The organism is Arsenicicoccus sp. UBA7492, from assembly GCF_002479615.1.
GTDB lineage: Bacteria > Actinomycetota > Actinomycetes > Actinomycetales > Dermatophilaceae > Arsenicicoccus > Arsenicicoccus bolidensis.
In genome coordinates, this window is sequence record NZ_DLOE01000045.1 from 19,788 (window position 1) to 40,739 (window position 20,952).

20 protein-coding genes are annotated in these 20,952 nt (G+C 71.0%); 16 read left to right on the forward strand and 4 right to left on the reverse strand.

Features of this window, described 5'->3' with window-relative positions; genetic code table 11:
* Positions 1 to 86: 86 nt before the first annotated feature.
* From B4E97_RS13620 to B4E97_RS13640, 5 genes are all read left to right on the forward strand, one after another.
* Positions 87 to 1,094: an ABC transporter permease gene (locus B4E97_RS13620; RefSeq protein ID WP_286960258.1), complete on the forward strand. Its 1,008-nt coding sequence runs from the start codon at positions 87 to 89 to the stop codon at positions 1,092 to 1,094.
* An 83-nt stretch (positions 1,095 to 1,177) separates the two neighbouring features.
* Complete coding sequence (locus B4E97_RS13625) at positions 1,178 to 2,914, forward strand: ABC transporter substrate-binding protein (RefSeq protein ID WP_154594648.1); 1,737 nt, start codon at positions 1,178 to 1,180, stop codon at positions 2,912 to 2,914.
* 136 nt (positions 2,915 to 3,050) lie between these two features.
* The gene (locus B4E97_RS13630) at positions 3,051 to 4,064 is read left to right on the forward strand and encodes an ABC transporter permease (protein WP_019286198.1); all 1,014 of its coding nucleotides are present in this window, start codon (positions 3,051 to 3,053) and stop codon (positions 4,062 to 4,064) included.
* A gap of 19 nt (positions 4,065 to 4,083) precedes the next feature.
* On the forward strand, positions 4,084 to 5,238 hold the full coding sequence (locus tag B4E97_RS13635; protein WP_286957195.1) for an ABC transporter ATP-binding protein: 1,155 nt from the start codon (positions 4,084 to 4,086) through the stop codon (positions 5,236 to 5,238).
* Positions 5,239 to 5,257: 19 nt separating this feature from the next.
* A complete protein-coding gene (locus B4E97_RS13640) occupies positions 5,258 to 6,295 on the forward strand; it encodes an ABC transporter ATP-binding protein (RefSeq protein ID WP_286960261.1) in 1,038 nt (345 codons plus the stop codon).
* A gap of 232 nt (positions 6,296 to 6,527) precedes the next feature.
* On the opposite strand, the gene ppk2 is transcribed toward B4E97_RS13640, so the two are convergent.
* Positions 6,528 to 7,418, reverse strand: a complete 891-nt coding sequence (gene ppk2 / locus B4E97_RS13645) for a polyphosphate kinase 2 (RefSeq protein ID WP_286960263.1) — start codon at positions 7,416 to 7,418, stop codon at positions 6,528 to 6,530.
* A 164-nt stretch (positions 7,419 to 7,582) separates the two neighbouring features.
* Between ppk2 and mshB the strand changes: the two genes are divergently transcribed.
* From mshB to B4E97_RS13675, 6 genes are all read left to right on the forward strand, one after another.
* Positions 7,583 to 8,455, forward strand: coding sequence for an N-acetyl-1-D-myo-inositol-2-amino-2-deoxy-alpha-D-glucopyranoside deacetylase (gene mshB, locus B4E97_RS13650; RefSeq protein ID WP_286960264.1), 873 nt, complete (start codon positions 7,583 to 7,585; stop codon positions 8,453 to 8,455).
* Complete coding sequence (locus tag B4E97_RS13655) at positions 8,448 to 8,984, forward strand: flavin reductase family protein (protein WP_239263227.1); 537 nt, start codon at positions 8,448 to 8,450, stop codon at positions 8,982 to 8,984. Before mshB ends, B4E97_RS13655 begins: the two co-directional genes overlap by 8 nt.
* A 47-nt stretch (positions 8,985 to 9,031) precedes the next feature.
* Positions 9,032 to 10,744: a VanW family protein gene (locus B4E97_RS13660; RefSeq protein ID WP_286960265.1), complete on the forward strand. Its 1,713-nt coding sequence runs from the start codon at positions 9,032 to 9,034 to the stop codon at positions 10,742 to 10,744.
* Positions 10,745 to 10,840: 96 nt separating this feature from the next.
* Positions 10,841 to 11,167, forward strand: a complete 327-nt coding sequence (gene fdxA / locus B4E97_RS13665) for a ferredoxin (RefSeq protein ID WP_019286190.1) — start codon at positions 10,841 to 10,843, stop codon at positions 11,165 to 11,167.
* Between the two features lie 3 nt (positions 11,168 to 11,170).
* Positions 11,171 to 12,307, forward strand: a complete 1,137-nt coding sequence (gene dapC, locus B4E97_RS13670; RefSeq protein ID WP_286960266.1) for a succinyldiaminopimelate transaminase — start codon at positions 11,171 to 11,173, stop codon at positions 12,305 to 12,307.
* 118 nt (positions 12,308 to 12,425) lie between these two features.
* Positions 12,426 to 13,730: a citrate synthase gene (locus tag B4E97_RS13675; RefSeq protein WP_239263219.1), complete on the forward strand. Its 1,305-nt coding sequence runs from the start codon at positions 12,426 to 12,428 to the stop codon at positions 13,728 to 13,730.
* A gap of 278 nt (positions 13,731 to 14,008) precedes the next feature.
* Here the strand turns inward: B4E97_RS13675 and B4E97_RS13680 are convergent, their stop codons facing one another.
* Positions 14,009 to 14,872 carry a hypothetical protein gene (locus tag B4E97_RS13680; protein WP_286960267.1) on the reverse strand — a complete coding sequence of 288 codons (864 nt, stop codon included), beginning with the start codon at positions 14,870 to 14,872 and terminating at the stop codon, positions 14,009 to 14,011.
* Positions 14,859 to 15,785, reverse strand: coding sequence for a 2,3,4,5-tetrahydropyridine-2,6-dicarboxylate N-succinyltransferase (gene dapD / locus B4E97_RS13685; protein ID WP_286957248.1), 927 nt, complete (start codon positions 15,783 to 15,785; stop codon positions 14,859 to 14,861). Before dapD ends, B4E97_RS13680 begins: the two co-directional genes overlap by 14 nt.
* Before the next feature lie 104 nt (positions 15,786 to 15,889).
* On the opposite strand from dapD, the gene dapE reads away from it, so the two are divergent.
* From dapE to B4E97_RS13705, 4 genes are all read left to right on the forward strand, one after another.
* Positions 15,890 to 16,972 carry a succinyl-diaminopimelate desuccinylase gene (gene dapE, locus B4E97_RS13690; protein WP_239263202.1) on the forward strand — a complete coding sequence of 361 codons (1,083 nt, stop codon included), beginning with the start codon at positions 15,890 to 15,892 and terminating at the stop codon, positions 16,970 to 16,972.
* Positions 16,973 to 16,993: 21 nt separating this feature from the next.
* The gene (locus B4E97_RS13695) at positions 16,994 to 17,749 is read left to right on the forward strand and encodes a TIGR00730 family Rossman fold protein (protein WP_286960268.1); all 756 of its coding nucleotides are present in this window, start codon (positions 16,994 to 16,996) and stop codon (positions 17,747 to 17,749) included.
* Between the two features lie 71 nt (positions 17,750 to 17,820).
* On the forward strand, positions 17,821 to 18,303 hold the full coding sequence (locus B4E97_RS13700; protein ID WP_286960270.1) for a DivIVA domain-containing protein: 483 nt from the start codon (positions 17,821 to 17,823) through the stop codon (positions 18,301 to 18,303).
* A complete protein-coding gene (locus B4E97_RS13705; RefSeq protein WP_286960271.1) occupies positions 18,300 to 19,532 on the forward strand; it encodes a hypothetical protein in 1,233 nt (410 codons plus the stop codon). Before B4E97_RS13700 ends, B4E97_RS13705 begins: the two co-directional genes overlap by 4 nt.
* A gap of 114 nt (positions 19,533 to 19,646) precedes the next feature.
* Here the strand turns inward: B4E97_RS13705 and B4E97_RS13710 are convergent, their stop codons facing one another.
* Positions 19,647 to 20,486, reverse strand: coding sequence for an enoyl-CoA hydratase/isomerase family protein (locus tag B4E97_RS13710; protein ID WP_286960272.1), 840 nt, complete (start codon positions 20,484 to 20,486; stop codon positions 19,647 to 19,649).
* Between the two features lie 213 nt (positions 20,487 to 20,699).
* Here B4E97_RS13710 and B4E97_RS13715 point away from each other — a divergent pair, with 213 nt between their 5' ends.
* Positions 20,700 to 20,867: a DUF3117 domain-containing protein gene (locus B4E97_RS13715; protein WP_019286178.1), complete on the forward strand. Its 168-nt coding sequence runs from the start codon at positions 20,700 to 20,702 to the stop codon at positions 20,865 to 20,867.
* The last annotated feature ends 85 nt before the right edge of the window (positions 20,868 to 20,952 follow it).

Here is a 20,952-nt window from a genome sequence, read left to right on the forward strand (position 1 = left end):
GTGCTGTCCCTAGTGTCACGAGCACCTGCGCGCCCCGGTCGCTCACCCGGGGGAGCGCAGGCCCGCTCCCGAAAGGCACGCCGTCGATGTCGACCTCTCCCACCCATGCCGATCAGGCGGAGATCGCCGTCGACGTCGCGCCCGTGGAGGGCGACGACATCAAGGGTCGCTCTCCGTGGCAGCTCGTGCTCGCCCGGCTGCGGCGCGACCGCGTCACGATGGGCGCGCTCGTCGGCTCGATCGTGGTCATCCTGCTCGGCATCCTGGCCCCCATCCTGACCTCCCTCGGCGTGCTGGACCTGAGCAACCACGAGGAGCTCGTGCAGGAGCTCGGCTCGATGCCGTCCGGGTCGATGGGCGGCGTCACCGGTGACCACTGGCTGGGTGTCCAGCCGGGCACCGGCCGCGACCTCCTGGCATTGATCCTGTCCGGGATGACCACCTCGCTGCTCGTGGCTGTCTCGGCCACCGCCATGGCCATCGTGCTCGGCACGATCATGGGCCTGGTATCCGGCTTCGCGGGCGGGCGCACCGACTGGCTCATCAGCCGGGTCATCGACCTCGTGCTGTCCTTCCCGCAGACGCTGATGCTGCTCTCCCTGCAGACCGTCATGGTCACCTGGATCGCCGACCTGGTCGGCATGGCCGACACGGCGTCCACACCCAAGCTGCTCTTCATCATCACGGTGCTCGGGTTCTTCGGCTGGCCCTACTTCGCCCGCATCGTCCGCGGCCAGGTCATGTCGCTGCGGGAGCGGGAGTTCGTCGAGGCCGCGCGCTCCCTGGGCGCCCGCCCGTGGCGGCTCTACACCAAGGAGCTGCTCCCGCACCTGTGGGCGCCGATCCTCGTCTACACCACGATGATCCTGCCGCAGAACATCGCGCAGGAGGCGGCCCTGGGCTTCCTCGGCGTCGGCGTCCCGCCGCCCACGATCTCGCTCGGCACGCTGCTCAACGACTCCATCAACTACGCGCTGCCGGACCCCGCCTACTTCCTGTTCCCCGGAATCGCCGTCTTCCTCATGGTCTTCGCCTTCAACATCCTCGGCGACGGCCTGCGGGACGCCCTCGACCCCAAGGCCGACCGGCAGTGACCCATCCGCTGCCGGCGGGGCGTTCCTCATCGCACCATCCCCATCACCGCACCCCCGCGGTGGGCACCTTCAAAGGAGTAGTCATGAAGCGCACGACGAAGGGCTCGCTCGCCGTCGCCCTCGGCACCGCGGCGACCCTGGGCCTCGCGGCCTGCGGTGGCGGAGCCAGCACGACGACGTCGTCCAGCCAGGCCCCGGCCGCCAAGGGCGGGACCCTGACGGTCCTCAACCTCGGGCCCAAGGAGCACCTCGACCCGCAGCGCATGTACGTCGGCGCGGACATCCTGTTCGGCTCGCGCACCTACGCCCGCACCCTGACGACCTACACCCCCGGCAGCGACGCCAAGATGGTGCCGGACCTGGCCACCGACACCGGGCAGATGTCCGACGCGGGCAAGACCTGGAAGTTCACCCTGGTCCAGAACGCCAAGTGGCAGGACGGCAAGCCCGTGACCTGCGAGGACGTCAAGTACGGCGTCTCCCGCACGTTCGCCCAGGATGTCATCACCGGGGGCCCCAACTACGCGCTGACCTTCCTGGACATCCCGACGAAGCAGACCCCGGACGGCGAGGTGCCGGCCTTCAGCGGCCCCTACAAGTCGGACGCCGCCGGTCAGGCCGCGTTCGACAAGGCCGTGACCTGCGAGGGCCAGACCATCACCTTCAAGTTCAAGAAGCCGTGGACCGACTTCAACATGAACAACGCGGCCCTGACGGCGTTCGCGCCCTTCCGCAAGGACAAGGACCAGGGCGCCAAGTCCGACTACCAGGCCTTCTCCAACGGCCCCTACATGCTCGAGGGCACCTACGACCCCAACAAGGGCGGCACCTGGGTGCGCAACCCCAACTGGTCGGCCGACTCGGACAAGGTCCGCATGGCCTACCCCGACAAGATCGTGGACGTGCAGGGCATCCCGGTCGACACGACCTACCAGCGCCTCATCGCGGACGCCGGGGAGGACAAGACGGCCATCTCGGCGCTGCAGGCGCAGGCCGCGTCGCTGCCGCAGATCGCCGGCAACCCGACCGCCAAGTCGCGCTCGATCAACGTGCCGGCCCCCTACGTGGACTACCTTGCGCCCAACTTCAAGTCCAAGACGATGTCCAACCCCAAGATCCGCCAGGCCTTCGCCATGGCCACCAACCGCAGCGCCTACATCACGGCCTACGGCGGCCCGACGGTCATGACCCCGTCCTTCGGCATGTGCAACAAGGAGCTGAAGTGCGCCAAGGACTTCAACCCCTTCGGCAACCAGCCCAACGGTGACGTCGAGGGCGCCAAGAAGCTCCTGCAGGAGGCCGGGGCGCCGTCGCCGCTGCCGATCACCGTCGTCTACCGCAAGCGCGGCAACGCCGACAAGGCGCTGACCGCCCTCAAGGAGACCTGGGACAAGGCCGGCTTCAACGTCACCCTGCAGCCCATCGCCGAGAAGTACTACGCGACGATCCAGGCCCCCGGCATGGTGGACAAGGACGTCTTCTGGGCCGGCTGGGGCGCGGACTGGCCGTCCGGCTCGACCGTCCTGCCGGCGCTGTTCGACGGCCGCGTCAACATCTCGGCCGGCGGCTCCGGCCAGGACTACGGCTACTTCAACGACCCCGAGGTCAACGCCAAGATCGACGAGACCTATGGCATCCAGGACGAGGCGCAGCGCGAGAAGGCCTGGGGCGACGTCGACGAGATGATCGGCAAGAAGGGCGGCTACGTCTCCCTGGTCAACCAGAAGTTCACGTTCATGCGTGGCTCGGGCGTCAAGGGCTTCGAGGTCAACTCCCAGATGGGCGGTTACCCCGACCTGGCCCGGATCGCCGTCAAGTGATCCAGACCGTATGACGCAACGCGGGGTGCGGCGCCACCTGGTCGCCGCACCCCGCCGCGGCATACGGGCTCGTCCGTCTGACCAGCCCACGCTCCCGAGAGGCGGTGAGGGCGCCACGACCTGGCGCTGACGCCCGATGATCTTCTACATCCTGCGACGACTGGCCACAGCCGTCGTCATGCTCCTGATCGTCACCCTGGCGACCTTCCTGGTGTTCTACGCCGCCCCGGAGGACCCGGCCCGGCTCACGTGCGCCAAGAACTGCACGCCCGCCGTCATCGAGGGCAACCGCAAGTTCATGGGCTTCGACAAGCCGGTCATGGCGCAGTACGGCGACTTCCTCAAGGGGATCGCCGTCGGCCGCGACTACCCCGCCGACGAGGAGCTCCGCAAGGCCGCCCCGCAGCTGGCCAGCCACTGCGACGCCCCCTGCCTCGGCTTCTCGGTGCTCAAGAGCAAGTCGGTCACCGACATCCTCAAGGAGACGATGCCCATCACCGTCTCCATCGCCCTCCTCGCGTTCGTGCTGTGGATGGTGGTCGGGATCGTCGGCGGCATCGTCGCCGCGCTCAACAAGGGCAAGCTGCTCGACCGGGCGGTCGTGGGCCTGGCCCTCCTCGGCTACTCGCTGCCGACCTTCTTCATCGGCCTGCTGCTGCTGACCTTCGTCGCCATCAAGTGGCAGGTCGTGCCGCCACCGGTCTACGTGCCGTTCACGCAGAACCCCGCGGCCTGGCTGCAGGGCCTGCTCCTGCCGGCCATCACCCTCGCCAGCATCTTCGCGGCGCAGTACGTCCGCCTCACCCGGGCCTACATGATCGAGACGATGTCCGAGGACTACATCCGCACCGCGCGCGCCAAGGGCGTCAAGCGGCTGCCGATCATCCGCCGGCACGGCCTGCGCGCTGCCCTCACCCCGATCGTGACGGCCGCGGGCCTCGACCTCGGCGGCCTTCTCGGCGGTGCCGTCATCACCGAGACCGTGTTCAACTTCCAGGGCATGGGGTGGACCGCCGTGCGCGCCATCACCGAGACCGACCTGCCCGTCGTCGTCGGGATCGTCCTGGTCGCCGCGTTCTTCATCGTCCTGTCCAACCTCGTCGTCGACGTCCTCTACGGCGTCATCGACCCGCGCGTGCGGCTGACCTGAGGCGAGGAGACCAGCCCAGATGACACCTTCCACCCCGTATGCCGGAGAGCGAACCCCCACCAGCAGCGCGGCCTCCGGACCGCGCGCGGACCGCGCGGACGCCAGCACCGCCGGCGCCCAGGACCGCAGCCCCGCGGGCCGCGGCGCGGCGCCATACCTGCAGGTCACCGATCTCCAGGTGCACTTCCCGACGGAGGACGGTCTCGTCCGCTCGGTCGACGGGCTGACCTTCTCGGTCGACAAGGGCCAGACCCTCGGCATCGTCGGGGAGTCAGGCTCCGGCAAGTCCGTGACCAGCCAGGCCATCCTCGGGCTGCACCGCGGCACCCGGGCCCGGCTGTCCGGCTCGGTGCGCCTCGACGGCCGGGAGCTGCTCGAGCTGCCCGAGTCCCAGCTGCGCGAGCTGCGCGGCAGCACAATGGCGATGATCTTCCAGGACCCGCTGTCGGCGATGCACCCCTACTACACGGTGGGGGCGCAGATCGTCGAGGCGATCCGGGTGCACCACTCCGACGTGTCCAAGAAGGCCGCCAAGGAGCGCACCAAGGAGCTGCTCGCGCGCGTCGGGATCCCCAACCCCGCCAAGCGCGTCGACCAGTACCCGCACGAGTTCTCCGGCGGCATGCGCCAGCGCGCGATGATCGCCATGGCCCTCGCCAACGACCCCTCGCTGCTCATCGCGGACGAGCCCACCACGGCGCTCGACGTCACCGTGCAGGCCCAGATCCTCGACCTCATGCGCGACCTGCAGCAGGAGTTCGGGTCGGCCATCATCGTCATCACCCACGACCTCGGGGTCGTCGCCGAGATGGCCGACGAGGTGCTCGTGATGTATGCCGGAAAGGCCGTCGAGCGGGGCCCGGTCGACGACGTGTTCTACGCACCGCAGATGCCCTACACCTGGGGTCTGCTCTCGTCGATGCCGCGTCTCGACCGCGTCCGCCAGACCCGCCTGGACCCGGTCCCCGGCAACCCGCCGTCGCTGATCCGCGTGCCTCCGGGCTGCGCGTTCAACCCGCGCTGCACCTATCGCGAGCACGTCCCGCAGGACCGCTGCGTCACCGAGGTCCCGGACCTGCTGCCCACGCGGCAGCCCGACCACCTCGTCCGCTGCCACATCATGGAGGAGCGGCGACGCGAGCTCTTCGAGACGAACGTCAAGCCGCGGCTGTGACCGGAAGGACCACACCAGCATGAGCACCGCCGTCACCCCGTCCGCCGCGCCCGCGCCCCGCGCCGGCGGCGAGCCCCTGCTGCGGGTCACCGACCTGCAGAAGCACTTCCCGCAGTTCCGTCAGACCCTGGTCAAGCGACCCGACGCCCCCGTCAAGGCCGTCGACGGCATCACCCTCGAGCTGCGCCAGGGCGAGACCCTCGGCCTGGTGGGGGAGTCCGGCTGCGGCAAGTCCACCGCCGGGCGCACGATGCTCAAGCTCCTCGAGCCCACCGGCGGCCGCATCGCGTTCGACGGCGAGGACATCACCCGCGCCAAGGGCACGCACCTGCGGCGCCTGCGCCGTGAGATGCAGATGGTCTTCCAGGACCCCTACGGCTCCCTCAACCCCCGCCACACGATCGGCTCGATCATCGCGGCGCCCTTCGAGATCCAGGGGATCAAGCCCGAGGGCGGCGTCAAGCGCACCGTCCAGGGCCTGATGGAGCGCGTGGGTCTCAACCCGGAGCACTACAACCGCTACCCGCACGAGTTCTCCGGCGGGCAGCGCCAGCGCATCGGCGTCGCCCGCGCGGTGGCGCTGCGCCCACGCCTCGTCGTCTGCGACGAGCCGGTGTCCGCCCTCGACGTGTCGATCCAGGCCCAGGTCGTCAACCTGCTCGAGGAGATCCAGGACGAGCAGGGGATGGCCTACGTCTTCATCGCGCACGACCTGTCCGTGGTCCGCCACATCTCCGACCGGGTCGTCGTGATGTACCTCGGCAAGGTCATGGAGGAGGCCGACCGCGACGAGCTCTACGAACGGCCGCTCCACCCCTACACGCACGCGCTGCTGTCGGCCGTCCCCGTGCCCGACCCCCGCCACCAGGAGCGGCGCGAGCGGATCCTACTCAAGGGCGACCTGCCCTCGCCGCAGAACCCACCCTCGGGCTGCGTGTTCCGCACCCGGTGCCCCAAGGCCGAGGAGCGCTGCGCCGCCGAGGTGCCCCTGCCCGTCGAGGTCGAGCCCGGCCACCGCGTGGCCTGCCACTTCCCGGAGCTGCGCACCGTCGTCTGACGCCCCGTCCCGCCCTGCCGCGCGCGTCTCAGGCTGCAGGGCGAGACGAGCGCTGCAGCCCGAGACGTGTCCTCGGCATCCTCGGTCTGGGCTCCTCGGCGCTCCGGGCCTCGCTCATACCTCGCTCGGGTCCTCACGCTGTCGTCGCCCAGACGTCAGTCGTCCACGGAACCCATGCCGTGGACTCTGCCTCGCCTGCGGGCCTCGCTCGTACCTCGCTCGTGTCCTCGGCTCAGTCGTCCACGGTGTCAATGCCCCGCCGCACGATCAGCGGGTCCGGCTCGAACACCACGTCCGGGTCCTTGCCGTCGTAGTCGAACTTGTTGAGGAAGTAGCGCATCGCGTTGATGCGACCGCGCTTCTTGTCGTTGGACTTGATCGTCGTCCAGGGCGCGTAGTCCGTGTCGGTGGCGGTGAACATCGCCTCCTTGGCCTCGCCGTAGCGGTCCCACTTGTCGAGCGACTCGAGGTCCATCGGCGAGAGCTTCCACTGCCGCACGGGGTCGATCTGGCGGATGGCGAAGCGGGTGCGCTGCTCGCTGCGCGACACCGAGAACCACAGCTTGGTGAGCGAGATCCCGGAGTCGACCAGCATCTTCTCGAACACCGGCGCCTGCTGCATGAACTGGGTGTACTGCTCGTCCGTGGAGAAGCCCATGACCCGCTCGACCCCGGCCCGGTTGTACCAGGAGCGGTCGAACATGACCATCTCCCCGGACGTGGGGAAGTGCTGGACGTAGCGCTGGAAGTACCACTGCCCCAGCTCGGTCTCGGTGGGCTTCACCAGGGCGACGACGCGGGCATACCGAGGGTTGAGGTGCTCGGTGAACCGCTTGATCGTGCCGCCCTTGCCCGCAGCGTCCCGCCCCTCGAAGAGGAGGAGGTGCTTGCTGTCGGTCTGTCGCGTCCACTTCTGGAACTTCAGCAGCTCGACCTGCAGGAGGTACTTCTCGATGTCGTACTGCTCGCGGTCGAGGCGCTCGTCGTAGGGGTAGTCCTCGCGCCAGGTCTCGACGGGGTTGCCCAGGGGGTCGATGAGGTCGGGGTCCGAGCCCTGGTCGTCACGCACGGTGTACCCCTGGTCGTGCAGGGTGGCGAGGTACTCACGGAAGTTCTGCTGCATGGGATCTCCAGCCGGGTGGGGGTCTGCGGGGAGCATAGGCGGAGGTCGTGAACGAGGTGTGAACTGCGTCGTCCCCGTTCTGATCCCGCGTCTCGCAAGGGGCGAGATCCCGGCGGAGCGGCCGTCGCGGCACCGATCCGTGGGGACGAGTAACGTTCTGCGGGATGACCCTGACGAGCTCCCTCGACGACCTGGCCCTGCGGCGGGTCGTTCTCGTGCATGCCCATCCCGACGACGAGACGCTGTGGACCGGGGTGACGACGGCCCACCTGGTGGCGCAGGGCGCGGACGTCCACGTCGTCACCTGCACCCTCGGTGAGGAGGGCGAGGTGATCCCGCCGGACCTGCGCCACCTCGAGGGCGACGGCCCCGCGCTCGCGGCCCACCGACGCGGCGAGCTGGCCGGCGCCACGCGCGTGCTGGGCGCCACCTCGCACCTGCTCGGGGCGGACGGCTCCCGGGGATCGGCCGACCCTGCCCCACGCTGGCGCGACTCCGGTATGGCGGGAACCCCGGCCGCCGATCACCCCGACGCGTTCGCCACCGCAGGAGGGGCCGCCGTCGACGCCCTGGCCGCCGTGCTGCGCGAGCTGCGTCCCGACGCCGTCATCACCTACGACCCGCACGGCGGGTACGAGCACCCCGACCACGTCGCGGCCCACCGGGCGACCCTGGCGGCGGTGGCGTCCCTCGAGGAGTCGCCCCATGTGCTGCTGGTGGTGGTGCCGCGGTCGTGGGCGGTGGAGGACCGGTCCTGGCTGACCGAGCACGTCCACCGCACGGACGTCGTGGTGCCCGGCCGGGACGACGCCTATCCGCCGTCGGTGGTGGCGGACGAACTGGTCACCCACGTCGTGGTCGATCCCGCGGCGGCCCGCGTCCAGGTCTCCGCGCTGCGGGAGCATCCGACGCAGGTCACGGTGCACGACGGCTACTACGCCCTGTCCAACGACATCGCCGCCCGGCTGGCGGGGCGCGAGGCCTATGTCCTCGTGGACCCGCTGACCGGCGCACCAGGGGGAGGAACCGATGAGTGAGAGCGCGCCGCACGCGCAGGAAATGGCAGAGGTCCACAACCATCCACCGGACCGGGACGTGTTCCGCCGGGCGATGGGTCGGTTCGCGACCGGTGTCTCGGTGCTGACGACCTGCCTGGACGGCGTCGACCACGCGATGACGGCCAACGCGATCACGTCGGTCTCCCTCGACCCGCTGCTCCTGCTGTGCTGCGTCGAGCAGGAGGCGCGCTTCCACGACGTGGTGCTCGAGACCGGGGTCTGGGGCGTCAACGTCCTGCCCGCCGAGTCCCGTTCGCACGCGGCGTGGTTCGCGACGAGGGGGCGTCCCGTGCACGGCCAGCTCGACCGCGTGGCGCACCATCGCGGGGCCGAGACGGGGGTCGCGATGTTCGACGACGTGCTCACGGCCGTGGAGTGCCGGACCACGCAGGTCGTGGAGGCGGGCGACCACTCGATCATCATCGGGGCCGTGGTCGGTCTCGAGGTGCCGGCGCACGCCGGCGAGGCCCTGACCTACTACCGTGGCGCGTTTGGTCACCTTTCGTGACGGTGGACCACGTAACGTGTCCCTGACCGTCTGATCCAGGAGTTGTGATGGCTGCTTCCCCCTCCGGGACGAGCCGTTCGGGCACCGCTGTGCTCGTGCGCCTGCTCGTCTCGCTCGCCGTGCTCCTGGGGCTGTATGCCGGCCTCGCGGCGATCCTCACCCGCCAGGCTCCGGCCGGGACCCGCGTGGGTGGGGTGTCGATCGGCGGGATGGACCAGGCCGCCGCCGAGCGCACCCTGACCGACCGCCTGGCGCCGCTGGCCACCAAGCCGGTCACGCTGCGCTCCGGGGAGCGGACCGCCACCCTCGACCCGCGTGCCGCGGGACTGTCCGTCGACGTGCCGGGCAGCCTGACCGGGCTCACCCGCTTCTCGCTCGACCCGCGGGACGTCGCCGCGCACCTCACCGGTGGCGGCGACCGGGACGTGGAGGTCGACGTCGACGAGGAGACCCTGGACGCGGCCCTCGGCAAGGCCCGCACCACCCTCGACGTGTCCGCCACGGACGGCGCGCTGTCCATCGCCAAGGGCGCCGTCGAGGCCAAGGACGCCGTCGTCGGTCGCCGCCTCGACGTGGACCGCACCCGCGACCGGTTGCTCGAGCAGTGGCCCCGCACCACCACGACGGACGCCGTGATGCAGGAGCAGCAGCCCGCCATACCCCAGAAGGCCGTCGACCAGGCCGTCTCCACCGTCGCCCGGCCGGTGCTCGCCGGACCCGTCACCGTCACGGACGGCACCCGCAAGGGCGTGCTGGCCCCCGCGCAGCTGGCGTCCGTCATCGCCTTCGCGCCCAAGGACGGGGCGCTCGCCCCGCAGGTCGACCAGGACAAGCTGGGCCGGCTGCTCGCGGGGGTCGCCCCGGGCATCGAGACGCCGCCCGTCAACGCCACCGTGCGGCTCGTCGACGGCCGGCCCCAGACCGTCCCCGGGCGCAACGGCACCGAGGTGCCCGCCGAGCAGCTGTCCGCGGCCGTGCTCGGCGCCGTCTCGTCGCCCGCGCGCACCGCGACCGTCAAGGCCCAGCCGGTGGAGCCCGGGATCGGCGCCCAGGAGGTGGCGACCTGGGGGATCAAGGAGGTCGTCTCGCGCTACGACGCGGACCTGCCCTACAACCCCAACCGCACCGCCAACATCCGGCTCGCGGCCGGCGCCATCGACGGCACGATCATCAAGCCGGGGGAGACGTTCAGCCTCAACGGCATCGTGGGCGAGCGGACCCCGGCCAAGGGCTACCGCGACGCCCTCATCATCCAGGGCTCGCGCTACGTGCGCGACACGGGCGGCGGCGTCTCCCAGGTGTCCACGTCGGTGCTCAACTCCGCGTTCTTCGCGGGGATGGAGCTGGTCGAGCACCGCGCCCACAGCTTCTACATCACGCACTACCCCGAGGGACGCGAGGCGACGGTCAGCTGGCCGACGCTGGACAACAAGTGGCGCAACGACAGCCAGCACGCCGTGCTGGTGCACTCCTGGGTCGAGGACGGCGTGCTCAAGTTCGAGCTGTGGAGCACCAAGCGCTACGACGAGGTCAAGGCCCTCAAGAGCCCGCGGCGCAAGATCGTCCCGCCCCGCACGATCGAGGACGCCAGCCCGACCTGCCAGTCGCAGGTGCCCGTGCCGGGCTTCGAGGTCACGATCACCCGCCAGATGATCAAGGGCGGCCAGGTCGTCAAGACCGACGGCTTCGTCACCAGCTACACCCCGCAGGACAAGGTCCGGTGCACCGGACCCGTCAAGGGGCAGACCAAGCGCACCTGACCGGGCCGTCCAGCCGCCAGACACCGTGCCGGTGCACCGCCTGCGACGGCATAGTGTTGTCCTGATACACCCCGCCCCCCCGGAAGGTACTGAGCAATGACCTACGTGATCGCCCAGCCGTGCGTCGACCTCAAGGACAAGGCCTGCATCGAGGAGTGCCCTGTCGACTGCATCTACGAGGGTGAGCGCTCGCTCTACATCCACCCGGACGAGTGCGTGGACTGCGGTGCCTGCGAGCCCGTCTGCCCCGTCGAGGCCATCTACTACGAGGACGACGTCCCCGAGCAGTGGACCGACTACTACAAGGCCAACGTCGAGTTCTTCGACGACCTGGGCAGCCCCGGCGGCGCCGCCAAGATGGGCATGATCAAGAAGGACCACCCGATCATCGCCGCCCTGCCCCCGCAGGCCCAGGACGCCTGACGCGTGGCGCCGCCCAGCCGCGTCGCGCTTCCGGACTTCCCCTGGGACTCGCTCGAGCCCGCCAAGGCGGCCGCGCGGGCACACCCTGACGGCATCGTCGACCTGTCCGTCGGCACCCCGGTCGACCCCACCCCCGAGGTGGTGCGTCGTGCCTTGGCCGACGCGTCGGACGCCCACGGCTACCCGCAGACCTACGGCACGCCCGCGCTGCGCGAGGCGGTGGCCGGCTGGTTCGAGCGGCGTCGTGGTGTCCCCAGCCTGGACCCCGCCGGCGTGCTGCCGACGGTCGGCTCCAAGGAGCTCGTCGCGTGGCTGCCCCTGCTGCTCGGCCTCGGGCCCGGTGACCAGGTCGGCATCCCCGCCGTGGCCTACCCGACCTACGACGTCGGCACCCGGATCGCCCGCGCCGAGCCGGTGGTCGTCGACCTGGCGGGCGACCTGCCGCAGGCAGGCGCCATACGGCTGCTGTGGGTCAACTCGCCCAGCAACCCGACCGGCGCCGTCCACGACGTCGACACGCTCGCGAGGGTCGTCCGGTGGGCACGGGACAACGGCGTGGTCGTCGCGAGCGACGAGTGCTACGCCGAGCTCGTCTGGGACGACGGCGCGCTCGTCGACGGGCTGCCGCGGCCGGGCCACGTTCCCAGCATCCTCGACCCCCGCGTCAACGAGGGCTCGACCGAGGGCCTGCTGGCGTGCTACTCGCTGTCCAAGCAGTCCAACCTCGCGGGCTACCGCGCCGCCCTCGTCGCCGGTGACCCGCGGATCGTCAAGCAGCTGCTGGAGATTCGCAAGCACGCCGGGATGATCGTCCCCTGGCCGGTCCAGGAGGCGATGCGCGTCGCCCTCGGCGACGACGCCCACGTGGCCGAGCAGCGTGCCCGGTATGCCGAGCGGCGCGCCGCCCTGCTGCCGGCCCTGCAGGGCGCCGGGCTGCGGGTCGACCACTCCGAGGCCGGGCTCTACCTCTGGTCGACCCGGGACGAGGACTGCTGGACCACCGTCGACGCGCTCGCGCAGCACGGGATCCTCGTCGCACCTGGCGCGTTCTACGGCGCCGCCGGAGAGCGGCACGTCCGCGTCGCCCTCACCGCCTCCGACGAGCGCATCCAGGCCGCCGTCCGACGTCTCAGCCGCTGAGCCCCGCCTCACCTACCGCCGGATCGGGTCGATCCTGATTCGGGGCGTCCGCCCCACCTGCGGTAGCGTCCAAGCACCGAAGGACCGTGGTGTCCACGGCCCCCCAAGGAGGAAACCCATGACCAGTGATGCCGGCAAGGCCGTCCTGACCGACGGCGGCAAGAGCATCGACCTGCCCATCACGCAGGCCACCGAGGGCAACAGCGGGTATGGCGTCAGCAAGCTGCTGTCCGCGACCGGCAACACGACGCTCGACCCCGGCTTCACCAACACCGCCAGCTGCACCTCGGCGATCACCTACATCGATGGCGACGCCGGCATCCTGCGCTACCGCGGCTACCCGATCGAGCAGCTGGCCGAGAAGTCCAGCTTCCTCGAGGTCGCCTACCTGGTGATCTACGGCGAGCTGCCCACGGGCGAGCAGCTCGAGAGCTTCGAGCGTGGCATCACCCGCCACTCGCTGCTCGACGAGCGCATGCGCGACCTGTTCCGATGCTTCCCCCGTCGCTCGCACCCCATGCCGGTGCTGTCGGCAGGCGTCATGGCGCTGTCGACCTTCGCCGTCGACACGACCGACCCGCTGGACCCCGAGCAGGTCGAGGGCGCGACCGTCCGGCTGCTGGCCAAGCTGCCGACGCTGGCGGCCTATGCCTACAAGAACTCCGTGGGTCAGCCCTTCCTCTACCCGCAGAACTCCCTCGGCTACGTCGAGAACTTCCTGCGCCTGTCGTTCGGCTACCCGACCGAGGACTACGACATCGATCCGGCCGTCGCCAAGGCCCTCGACGTCCTGCTGATCCTGCACGCCGACCACGAGCAGAACTGCTCCACCTCGACGGTCCGCCTCGTCGGCTCGGCGCAGACCAACATCTACGGCTCCGTCTCGGCCGGCATCAACGCCCTGGCGGGCCCGCTGCACGGCGGCGCCAACCAGGCCGTCCTCGAGATGCTCGGCAAGATCCGCGACGAGGACGGCGGCGACGTCAACCGCTTCGTCAAGGACGTCAAGGAGAAGAAGTCCGGCGTCAAGCTGATGGGCTTCGGCCACCGCGTCTACAAGAACTACGACCCGCGCGCCGCCATCATCAAGAAGCACGCCGACGAGATCCTCAAGTCGTCCGGCCGCCAGAACGAGCTGCTCGACATCGCGCTCGCCCTCGAGGAGGTCGCCCTCACGGACGACTACTTCAAGGAGCGCAAGCTCTACCCGAACGTCGACTTCTACACCGGCCTGATCTACGAGGCCATGGGCTTCCCGGTCAACTACTTCACGGTGCTGTTCGCGCTCGGCCGGCTGCCCGGCTGGATCGCCCAGTGGCGCGAGATGATCACCGACCCCGCCACCAAGATCGGCCGTCCGCGCCAGGTCTACGTCGGCGAGACGGAGCGCACCTACCCGGGCTACGTGGCTCCGGAGGCCTGAGCCGCACGAAGCACACAGCACGAAGCACGAGCACGAAGCACCAAGCACGACGAGGGGCCGCTCATCCACACGGGTGAGCGGCCCCTCGCCGTCCCCGCCCCTCGCCGTCCCGCCCCCTGACCGCCCTGCCCGCCTCTCGCCGTCCGCTCCGCGTGCCCTGCCCTCCTGCCCGCCATTGGTCACCAATGGACGATTCCGGGGGAGTTTGATCGATCCACAACGTCAGCGGTGTCCAATGGCGCCGCGCCAGCAGGGGGCAGGACGGGTCAGGGCCAGGGTCAGCGGATCGTCACGGCCGTGGCGGCGACGGGCGAGCGGGCGGCCCGCCAGGACCAGCCCTCCTCGCCACGCGCCCGCGTCCACTCCCGGTCGCCCACCGTGACGGACGACAGCCCGTGCCGCTGCGCGTGCGCCACGGCCCAGTGCCCGACCATCCACGCCTGCTCCGCCGTCGAGCCCCGCACCTCGACGTGGTCGCCGCTGACGACGCCTCGCACGGCGAGCTGCTTCTCGAGGTCCCGGGCGACGACGACCGGGCCGGCCCGTCGGTCTCCGGATGCGAGCGGCTCCAGGCGACAGCCGAGTCCGCCAGGGGTGTGACCGGCCAGCGTCGAGGCCAGCGCACGCCCCTCGTCCTCGTGGTCGGCATAGGCCTCGGGATAGCCCGACCGCTGCACGCGCTGGGCGATCTTGGTGATCTCCATGGTCTGCCAGCCGTCGACCTTGACCAACGCGTCGTAGAACTGATTGGTGGCGTAGACGGGGTCCATGATCTGCTCCACGGTGCCCCAGCCCTGCGAGGGTCGCTGCTGGAACAGGCCGACCGAGTCGCGGTCGCCGTAGTCGATGTTCTCGAGCTTGGACTCCTGGATGGCGGTGGCCAGCGCGATGGTGGCGGCGCGGGCGGGCAGCCCGCGCCGCGTGCCGATCCCGGTGATCGTGGCGGCATTGGCCGTCTGGTCCGGGTTGAAGGTCGCGGTGTAGGTCGAGGCGACCGCCCGGCACGTGGACGAGCCGAAGCCCTCGTTGAAGTCACGCACGGTGTGCCAGACGTAGCCGAGACCGGCGAGCACCAGCGCCACGACCACCGCGACGACGACGAGCCGGTGGGTGCGGCGCCGCTCGGCCCTAGTCGTTGGCATGCAGCTCGGAGTTGAGGGCGATGCCGTGGCCGTCGCGAGCCTTGGCGAGGACCGTGCCCGTCACCGAGTCGCGGATGAACAGCAGGTTGGACTGGCCGGACAGCTCGGCCGCCTTGACGACCCGGCCGTCGGCGAGCGTGACCTTGGTGCCGGCGGTGACGTAGAGCCCCGCCTCGACGACGCAGTCGTCGCCGAGGGCGATGCCGATGCCGGACTCCGCGCCGAGCAGGCAGCGCTCGCCGATGGCGACGCGCTCGGTGCCGCCCCCCGACAGGGTGCCCATCGTGGAGGCGCCGCCGCCGATGTCGGATCCGTCGCCCACGACGACGCCCTGCGAGATCCGGCCCTCGACCATGGAGGAGCCGAGCGTGCCGGCGTTGAAGTTGACGAAGCCCTCGTGCATCACGGTGGTCCCGGACGCGAGGTGGGCGCCGAGCCGCACCCGGTCCGCGTCGGCGACGCGCACGCCGGTGGGCAGGACGTAGTCCGTCATACGGGGGAACTTGTCCACGCCGTGCACCTGCACCGGACCGCGAGCGCGCAGCGCGAGCCGGACGTTCTCGAAGCCCTCGGGCGAGCACGGGCCGTGGTTGGTCCACACGACGTTGGCGAGCGCGCCGAACAGGCCGTCCAGGTTGATCGAGTTGGGGCGGACGAGCCGGTGCGAGAGCAGGTGCAGGCGCAGGTAGGCGTCGCGCGCGTCGGCGGGTGACGCGTCCAGGTCGATCTCGGTCAGGACGGCCTCGAGGGTGACGCCCCGCGCCTCGTCCTCGCCCGCGAGGTCCACGAGCGCCGCGGGCAGGTCGGAGCCGTCATGGTCCCCGAGCACGGGGGAGGGGTACCACGTGTCGAGCACCGTCCCGGAGGTCGTGATGGTCGCGAGTCCATGGCCCCAGGCCGTGCGAGAAGTCATGCCTTCCAGGCTATCGGTCGGTGCTGGGCGCGCGGTGGAGCGACGCTCGGGAGCACCTGTGAGAGCGCGGGATCGGGGCACGGCGCTCGGCATACATTGTCCGTATGACGACCCCAGCGCACCTCGACCTGTCGGCATCGGCGGTGGACCTCACCGAGGCCGTCTGCAACATCGCCTCGGTGAGCCACGAGGAGGAGGTGCTGGCGGACGCCGTCGAGGCGGCGCTGCGGCCGCTCGCCCACCTGAGCGTGCGCCGCGACGGGCACACGATCGTCGCCCGCACCGACCTCGGCCGCCCCGAGCGGGTGGTCCTGGCGGGGCACCTCGACACCGTCCCGCTCGCGGGTCAGGGCCCGGCGGCCTCGCTGCCCATCACCCGCACCGCCACCGAGCTGGTCGGGCGCGGCACCACCGACATGAAGGGCGGGGTCGCCGTCATGCTGGCGCTCGCGGCGGCCGCCGTGGAGCCCAGCCGCGACATCACCTACGTGTTCTACGACTGCGAGGAGGTCGAGGCGGAGCACAACGGCCTCGCGCGCCTGGTCCACAACGACCCCAGCGTCCTCGAGGCGGACTTCGCGGTGCTGCTGGAGCCGACCGACGGCACGGTCGAGGGTGGCTGCAAGGGCACCATCCGGATCGAGGTGACGGCCCGCGGCAAGGCCGCCCACAGCGGACGACCGTGGATGGGGCACAACGCGATCCACGAGGCGGGCACGATCATCGACCGGCTGCGGGAGTTCGACGCGCAGACCGTGGTCGTGGACGGGCTGGAGTTCCGCGAGGGCCTGTCTGCGGTCGGCATCCGGGGCGGGCGCGCCGGCAACGTCGTGCCGGACGAGTGCGTCGTCACGATCAACTACCGCTTCGCGCCGCACATCGACGCGGTCGAGGCCGAGCGGCGCCTGCGCGAGCTCTTCGCGGGCTACGACGTCGTGGTGACCGACGCCGCCGACGGGGCGCGCCCGGGGCTGGACCGGGCGGCGGCCCAGGCCTTCGTGGCCGCGCTGGGGCTGCCGGTGCAGGGCAAGCAGGGCTGGACCGACGTGGCCCGGTTCAGCGCCGTGGGCGTGCCCGCCGTCAACTTCGGACCCGGCGACCCGCTCGTCGCGCACCAGGACGAGGAGCGCTGCGCGATCGCCCAGATCGACCAGGCCTACGACCGGCTGCTCGCCTGGCTGACCTGATCGCGCAGGTAGGTTGGCCGCATGAAGGACGCTCGAGGGGACTACCACAAGGGCCCGGTGACGCTGCGCGGCAAGCGCGTCCCTGGCTCCACGACCGACCAGCGGCTGCTCGACAACAGCGGCGACGCCGAGTGGGTGCACTCGGACCCGTGGCGGGTCATGCGGATCCAGGCGGAGTTCGTCGAGGGTTTCGGCGCGCTGGCCGAGCTGGGTGACGCCGTCAGCGTGTTCGGGTCGGCGCGGGTGCCGCGCGAGCACCCGACCTACGAGCTCGGCGTGCAGCTCGGGCAGGCGCTGGTGCAGGCGGGCTTCGCCGTCATCACCGGCGGCGGCCCCGGGCTGATGGAGGCGGCCAACCGCGGGGCGCTCGAGGCCGGCGGCGCGTCGGTCGGGCTGGGCATCGAGCTGCCGTTCGAGCAGGGCCTCAACGAGTACGTCGACCTCGGCGTCAACTTCCGCTACTTCTTCGCCCGCAAGACCATGTTCGTCAAGTACGCCCAGGGTTTCGTCGTCCTCCCCGGCGGGTTCGGCACGCTGGACGAGCTGTTCGAGGCGGTGACCCTCGTCCAGACGCGCAAGGTGACGTCCTTCCCGATCGTGCTGCTCGGCTGCGACTACTGGGCGGGGCTGCTCGACTGGGTCCGCGGCTCGATGCTCCCGGCGGGCACCGTGAGCGCCTCCGACCTCGAGCTGCTGCACGTGGTGGACAGCGTCGAGGAGGCCGTCCGGATCGTCCGGGGATCGGGGGAGGACCAGGCGGCCCGCCGCCCCGAGTGACCTCCTCGGGGCCTCGCTGCCCCGGGCGCGGGGATGGCTTCCCCCCCGGTGCCCGTGGCACGATCGGGGGCGTGCCGTTGCTGATGATCGTCCTGACCGTGCTCGTGGTGGGCCTGCTGACCGCGGCCCTCGTGTGGGCCGTCGGGGCGCGCCCGGGGTCGCTGTCCGACCAGGCGCTCGCCGACCCGACGTCGAGCTCGCCGTATGCCGGCCTGCCCGACGGGCCCGTGGTCACCGACACGGTGCGGGACCTGCGCTTCGACCAGGTGCTGCGCGGCTATCGCATGGACCAGGTCGACGAGGTGCTGGACCGCCTCGTCGACGAGCTGCGGCAGCGCGACCACGAGATCGAGCGGCTGCGGGGCGAGGGTGGCGACGGCGTCCGCAGCGGATCCGTCGGGTTGAGGGGCCTGGACCCCGCCACCCACCCCGACGTGACGACCGGGCCGCTCGACGTGTCCGAGATCGTGCGCGCCCCCGCCGGCGCGAGCCTGTGGACCCGGCGTGATCCCGACGCCACCCGTCCTGCCCGCGAGCCCGACCGGTCGTCGTGACGGCGGGCGCCACGGTCGGCACCCGGACCCACGTCGCCGGGCCCCTGGGCGGGGTCGGGCGATGGCGGACGCCCCGGCTGCTGCTGGTGACGTTGCTGACCTATGCCGCGACGCGCCTCGTGTCCGGCCTCCTCATCGCCCGGGCCGCCCGCCACCAGGTGCCGATCGGCTGGACCGGCGATCCCGTCGACTACTGGGGCATGACCCTCATGTGGGACGGCACGTGGTACCGCCGGATCGCGGAGACCGGCTATCCCGTGCCGATCCCCGTCGACGCCGCTGGGGTCACGCAGCAGAACGAGTGGGCGTTCTACCCCCTCTTCCCCGGCCTGGCCCGGGGCCTCATGGCCGTCACCGGCCTCGAGTTCCGGTATGCCGGGGCGATCGTCGCCACCGTCCTCGGCGCCGCAGCCGCGGTGCTCCTCGTGGTGCTGCTGCGGCGGCACGTGTCCGACGGCGTGGCCGTCCTCGCGATGGCGGTGTGGGCCACCTATCTCGCGACCCCGGTGCTGCAGATCGCCTACACCGAGTCCCTCGCGATGCTGCTGCTCGTGGCCTTCCTCCTGCTGCTGGAGCAGCAACGCTGGTGGGGCGCGGTCGCCGTGGCCCTGCTCATCGGCCTGTCGCGCCCCATCGCCGTCCCCCTCGGCCTGGTCGCGCTGGTCGCCGTGGTCCTGCGGTGGCGGCGCCGCGCGGAGCGCCCGATCGGGCGGGGGGAGTGGGCCGGGATGTTCGCGACCCTGGCCGGGTGCGGGGTGGCGGGCTTCGTCTGGCCCGCGATCGTGTGGTGGGCCACCGGGCAGCCGGACGGCTACACCGACACCATGGCCTCCTGGCGCGCCGGGCACGAGATCACGCCGTTCGTGCCGTGGTGGACCAACGCCGAATACTTCTTCGAGGACAAGGCCCTCGTCGTCCTCGTGGCCTACACCGTGGTCCTGCTGCTGCTGGCGCTGGGTCCGTGGGCCCGGCCGCTCGGCTGGGTGATGCGCAGCTGGATGCTGGCCTACCCGCTCTACCTCTTCGCCGTGCAGGACCCGGGGACGAGCCTCTACCGCTACCTGCTGCTGCTGTTCCCCGCTGCCCTCATCGGGGTGGGGGCCACGCGCCGGATGACGGCGGGCACCGTGGTGCGGGCAGCCGCCCTCGTGGGCCTGGGCGTCGCGCTGCAGGTGTGGTGGACCCAGGAGGTCCTGGTGCTCCACCTGCCCGCCTCCTGGCCCCCGTGACCTGCTCCCGCCGCGCGCTCTGACGCCCTTCCTCGCCCGCCGTCGCCAATGACGTATTTGAACGTTCACAACCTGCCGGCAGGCGTCATTGGTGACCAATGGCGCCAGGCGCGGTCAGCGGCCCTCGAAGATCGGCTTCTGCTTGGCGAGGAAGGCGTCGACCGCCGCGGCGTGGTCGGCGCTGCCGCCGGTGCGGTTCATCAGCTCCCCCTCGTGAGCGAGCGACTCGGCGAAGGAGTGCTGGGCCGAGTGGTGCACGGCCTCCCTGACGGCGGCGTACGCCAGGGTCGGGCCCTTCGCCATACGACGGGCCAGGTCCATCGCGGGGACCATCACGTCGCCCTCGACCACCTCGTTGACCAGGCCCAGATCCTTGGCCTCGGCCGCCTTGATGGTCCGCGGAAACATCAGGAGCTCCTTGGCCCGCGCCGTGCCGACCAGGCGTGGCAGGGTCCAGGACGCCCCGGTGTCGCAGGAGAGCGCGATCCCGGTGAACGCGAAGTTGTAGCCGCCACCCTCCGCCAGGAAGCGGTAGTCCGCGGCGAAGGTGAACGAGGCGCCCGCCCCCGCGGCGACGCCGTTGACCGCGGCGATCACCGGCTTGGGCATGGTGGCGATCAGCGTCACCGCCGGGTTGTAGTGCTGCTCGACGGTGTCCCACAGCGACGGGTCCTGGCGCTGGAGCAGCTCGACGTGCGACTTGAGGTCCTGGCCGACGCAGAAGGCCCGGCCGGACCCCGTGAGCACGACGCAGCGCACCTCGGGGTCGTCGGCGACCTGCCGCAGAGCCGCGAGGAAGGCCTCCTTGGTGGGGAGGTCGAGGGAGTTCATCGCGTCGGGGCGGTTGAAGGTCACCACGCCCACGCCGTCCTCGACGGTCACGAGCACGGGAGCCTCGGACGTGTGGGCGGTCCGTGCAGGCTGGGCGGGCTGGGGCGCGGTCGTGTCGGTCACGAGCTCTCCTTGGAGGTGGGTCTGCGGCGGTGCAGGGCTGCGGCCCAATCTAGCGACCGGCCGTCCAGGCGCCAGAGCGACAAGAAGTGACGTCCGGCACCTGTGGAGAAGATTAGGAACCATGGGCCAAGACTTGCGATAATGAGGTCAGGTCTGCGACTCCAGCGCCTCGTTTGTGGGGTGGGGTCGCACTGATAAGGGAAGAGGAAGCGCATGGCGGCGATGAAGCCCAGGACCGGAGACGGTCCCCTCGAGGTGACCAAGGAAGGGCGCGGCATCGTCCTGCGCATGCCCTTGGAGGGTGGCGGACGCCTCGTGGTGGAGATGACTCCCGACGAGATCGCAGCACTCGGTGAGGCCATCAAGACGGTGACCGGCTGACCGGCTGAGAGACCGACGAGCACTGCTCGTATGACGGAAGGCGCCCAACCCCTGCTCGGGGTGGGCGCCTTCCGGCTGTCCGACG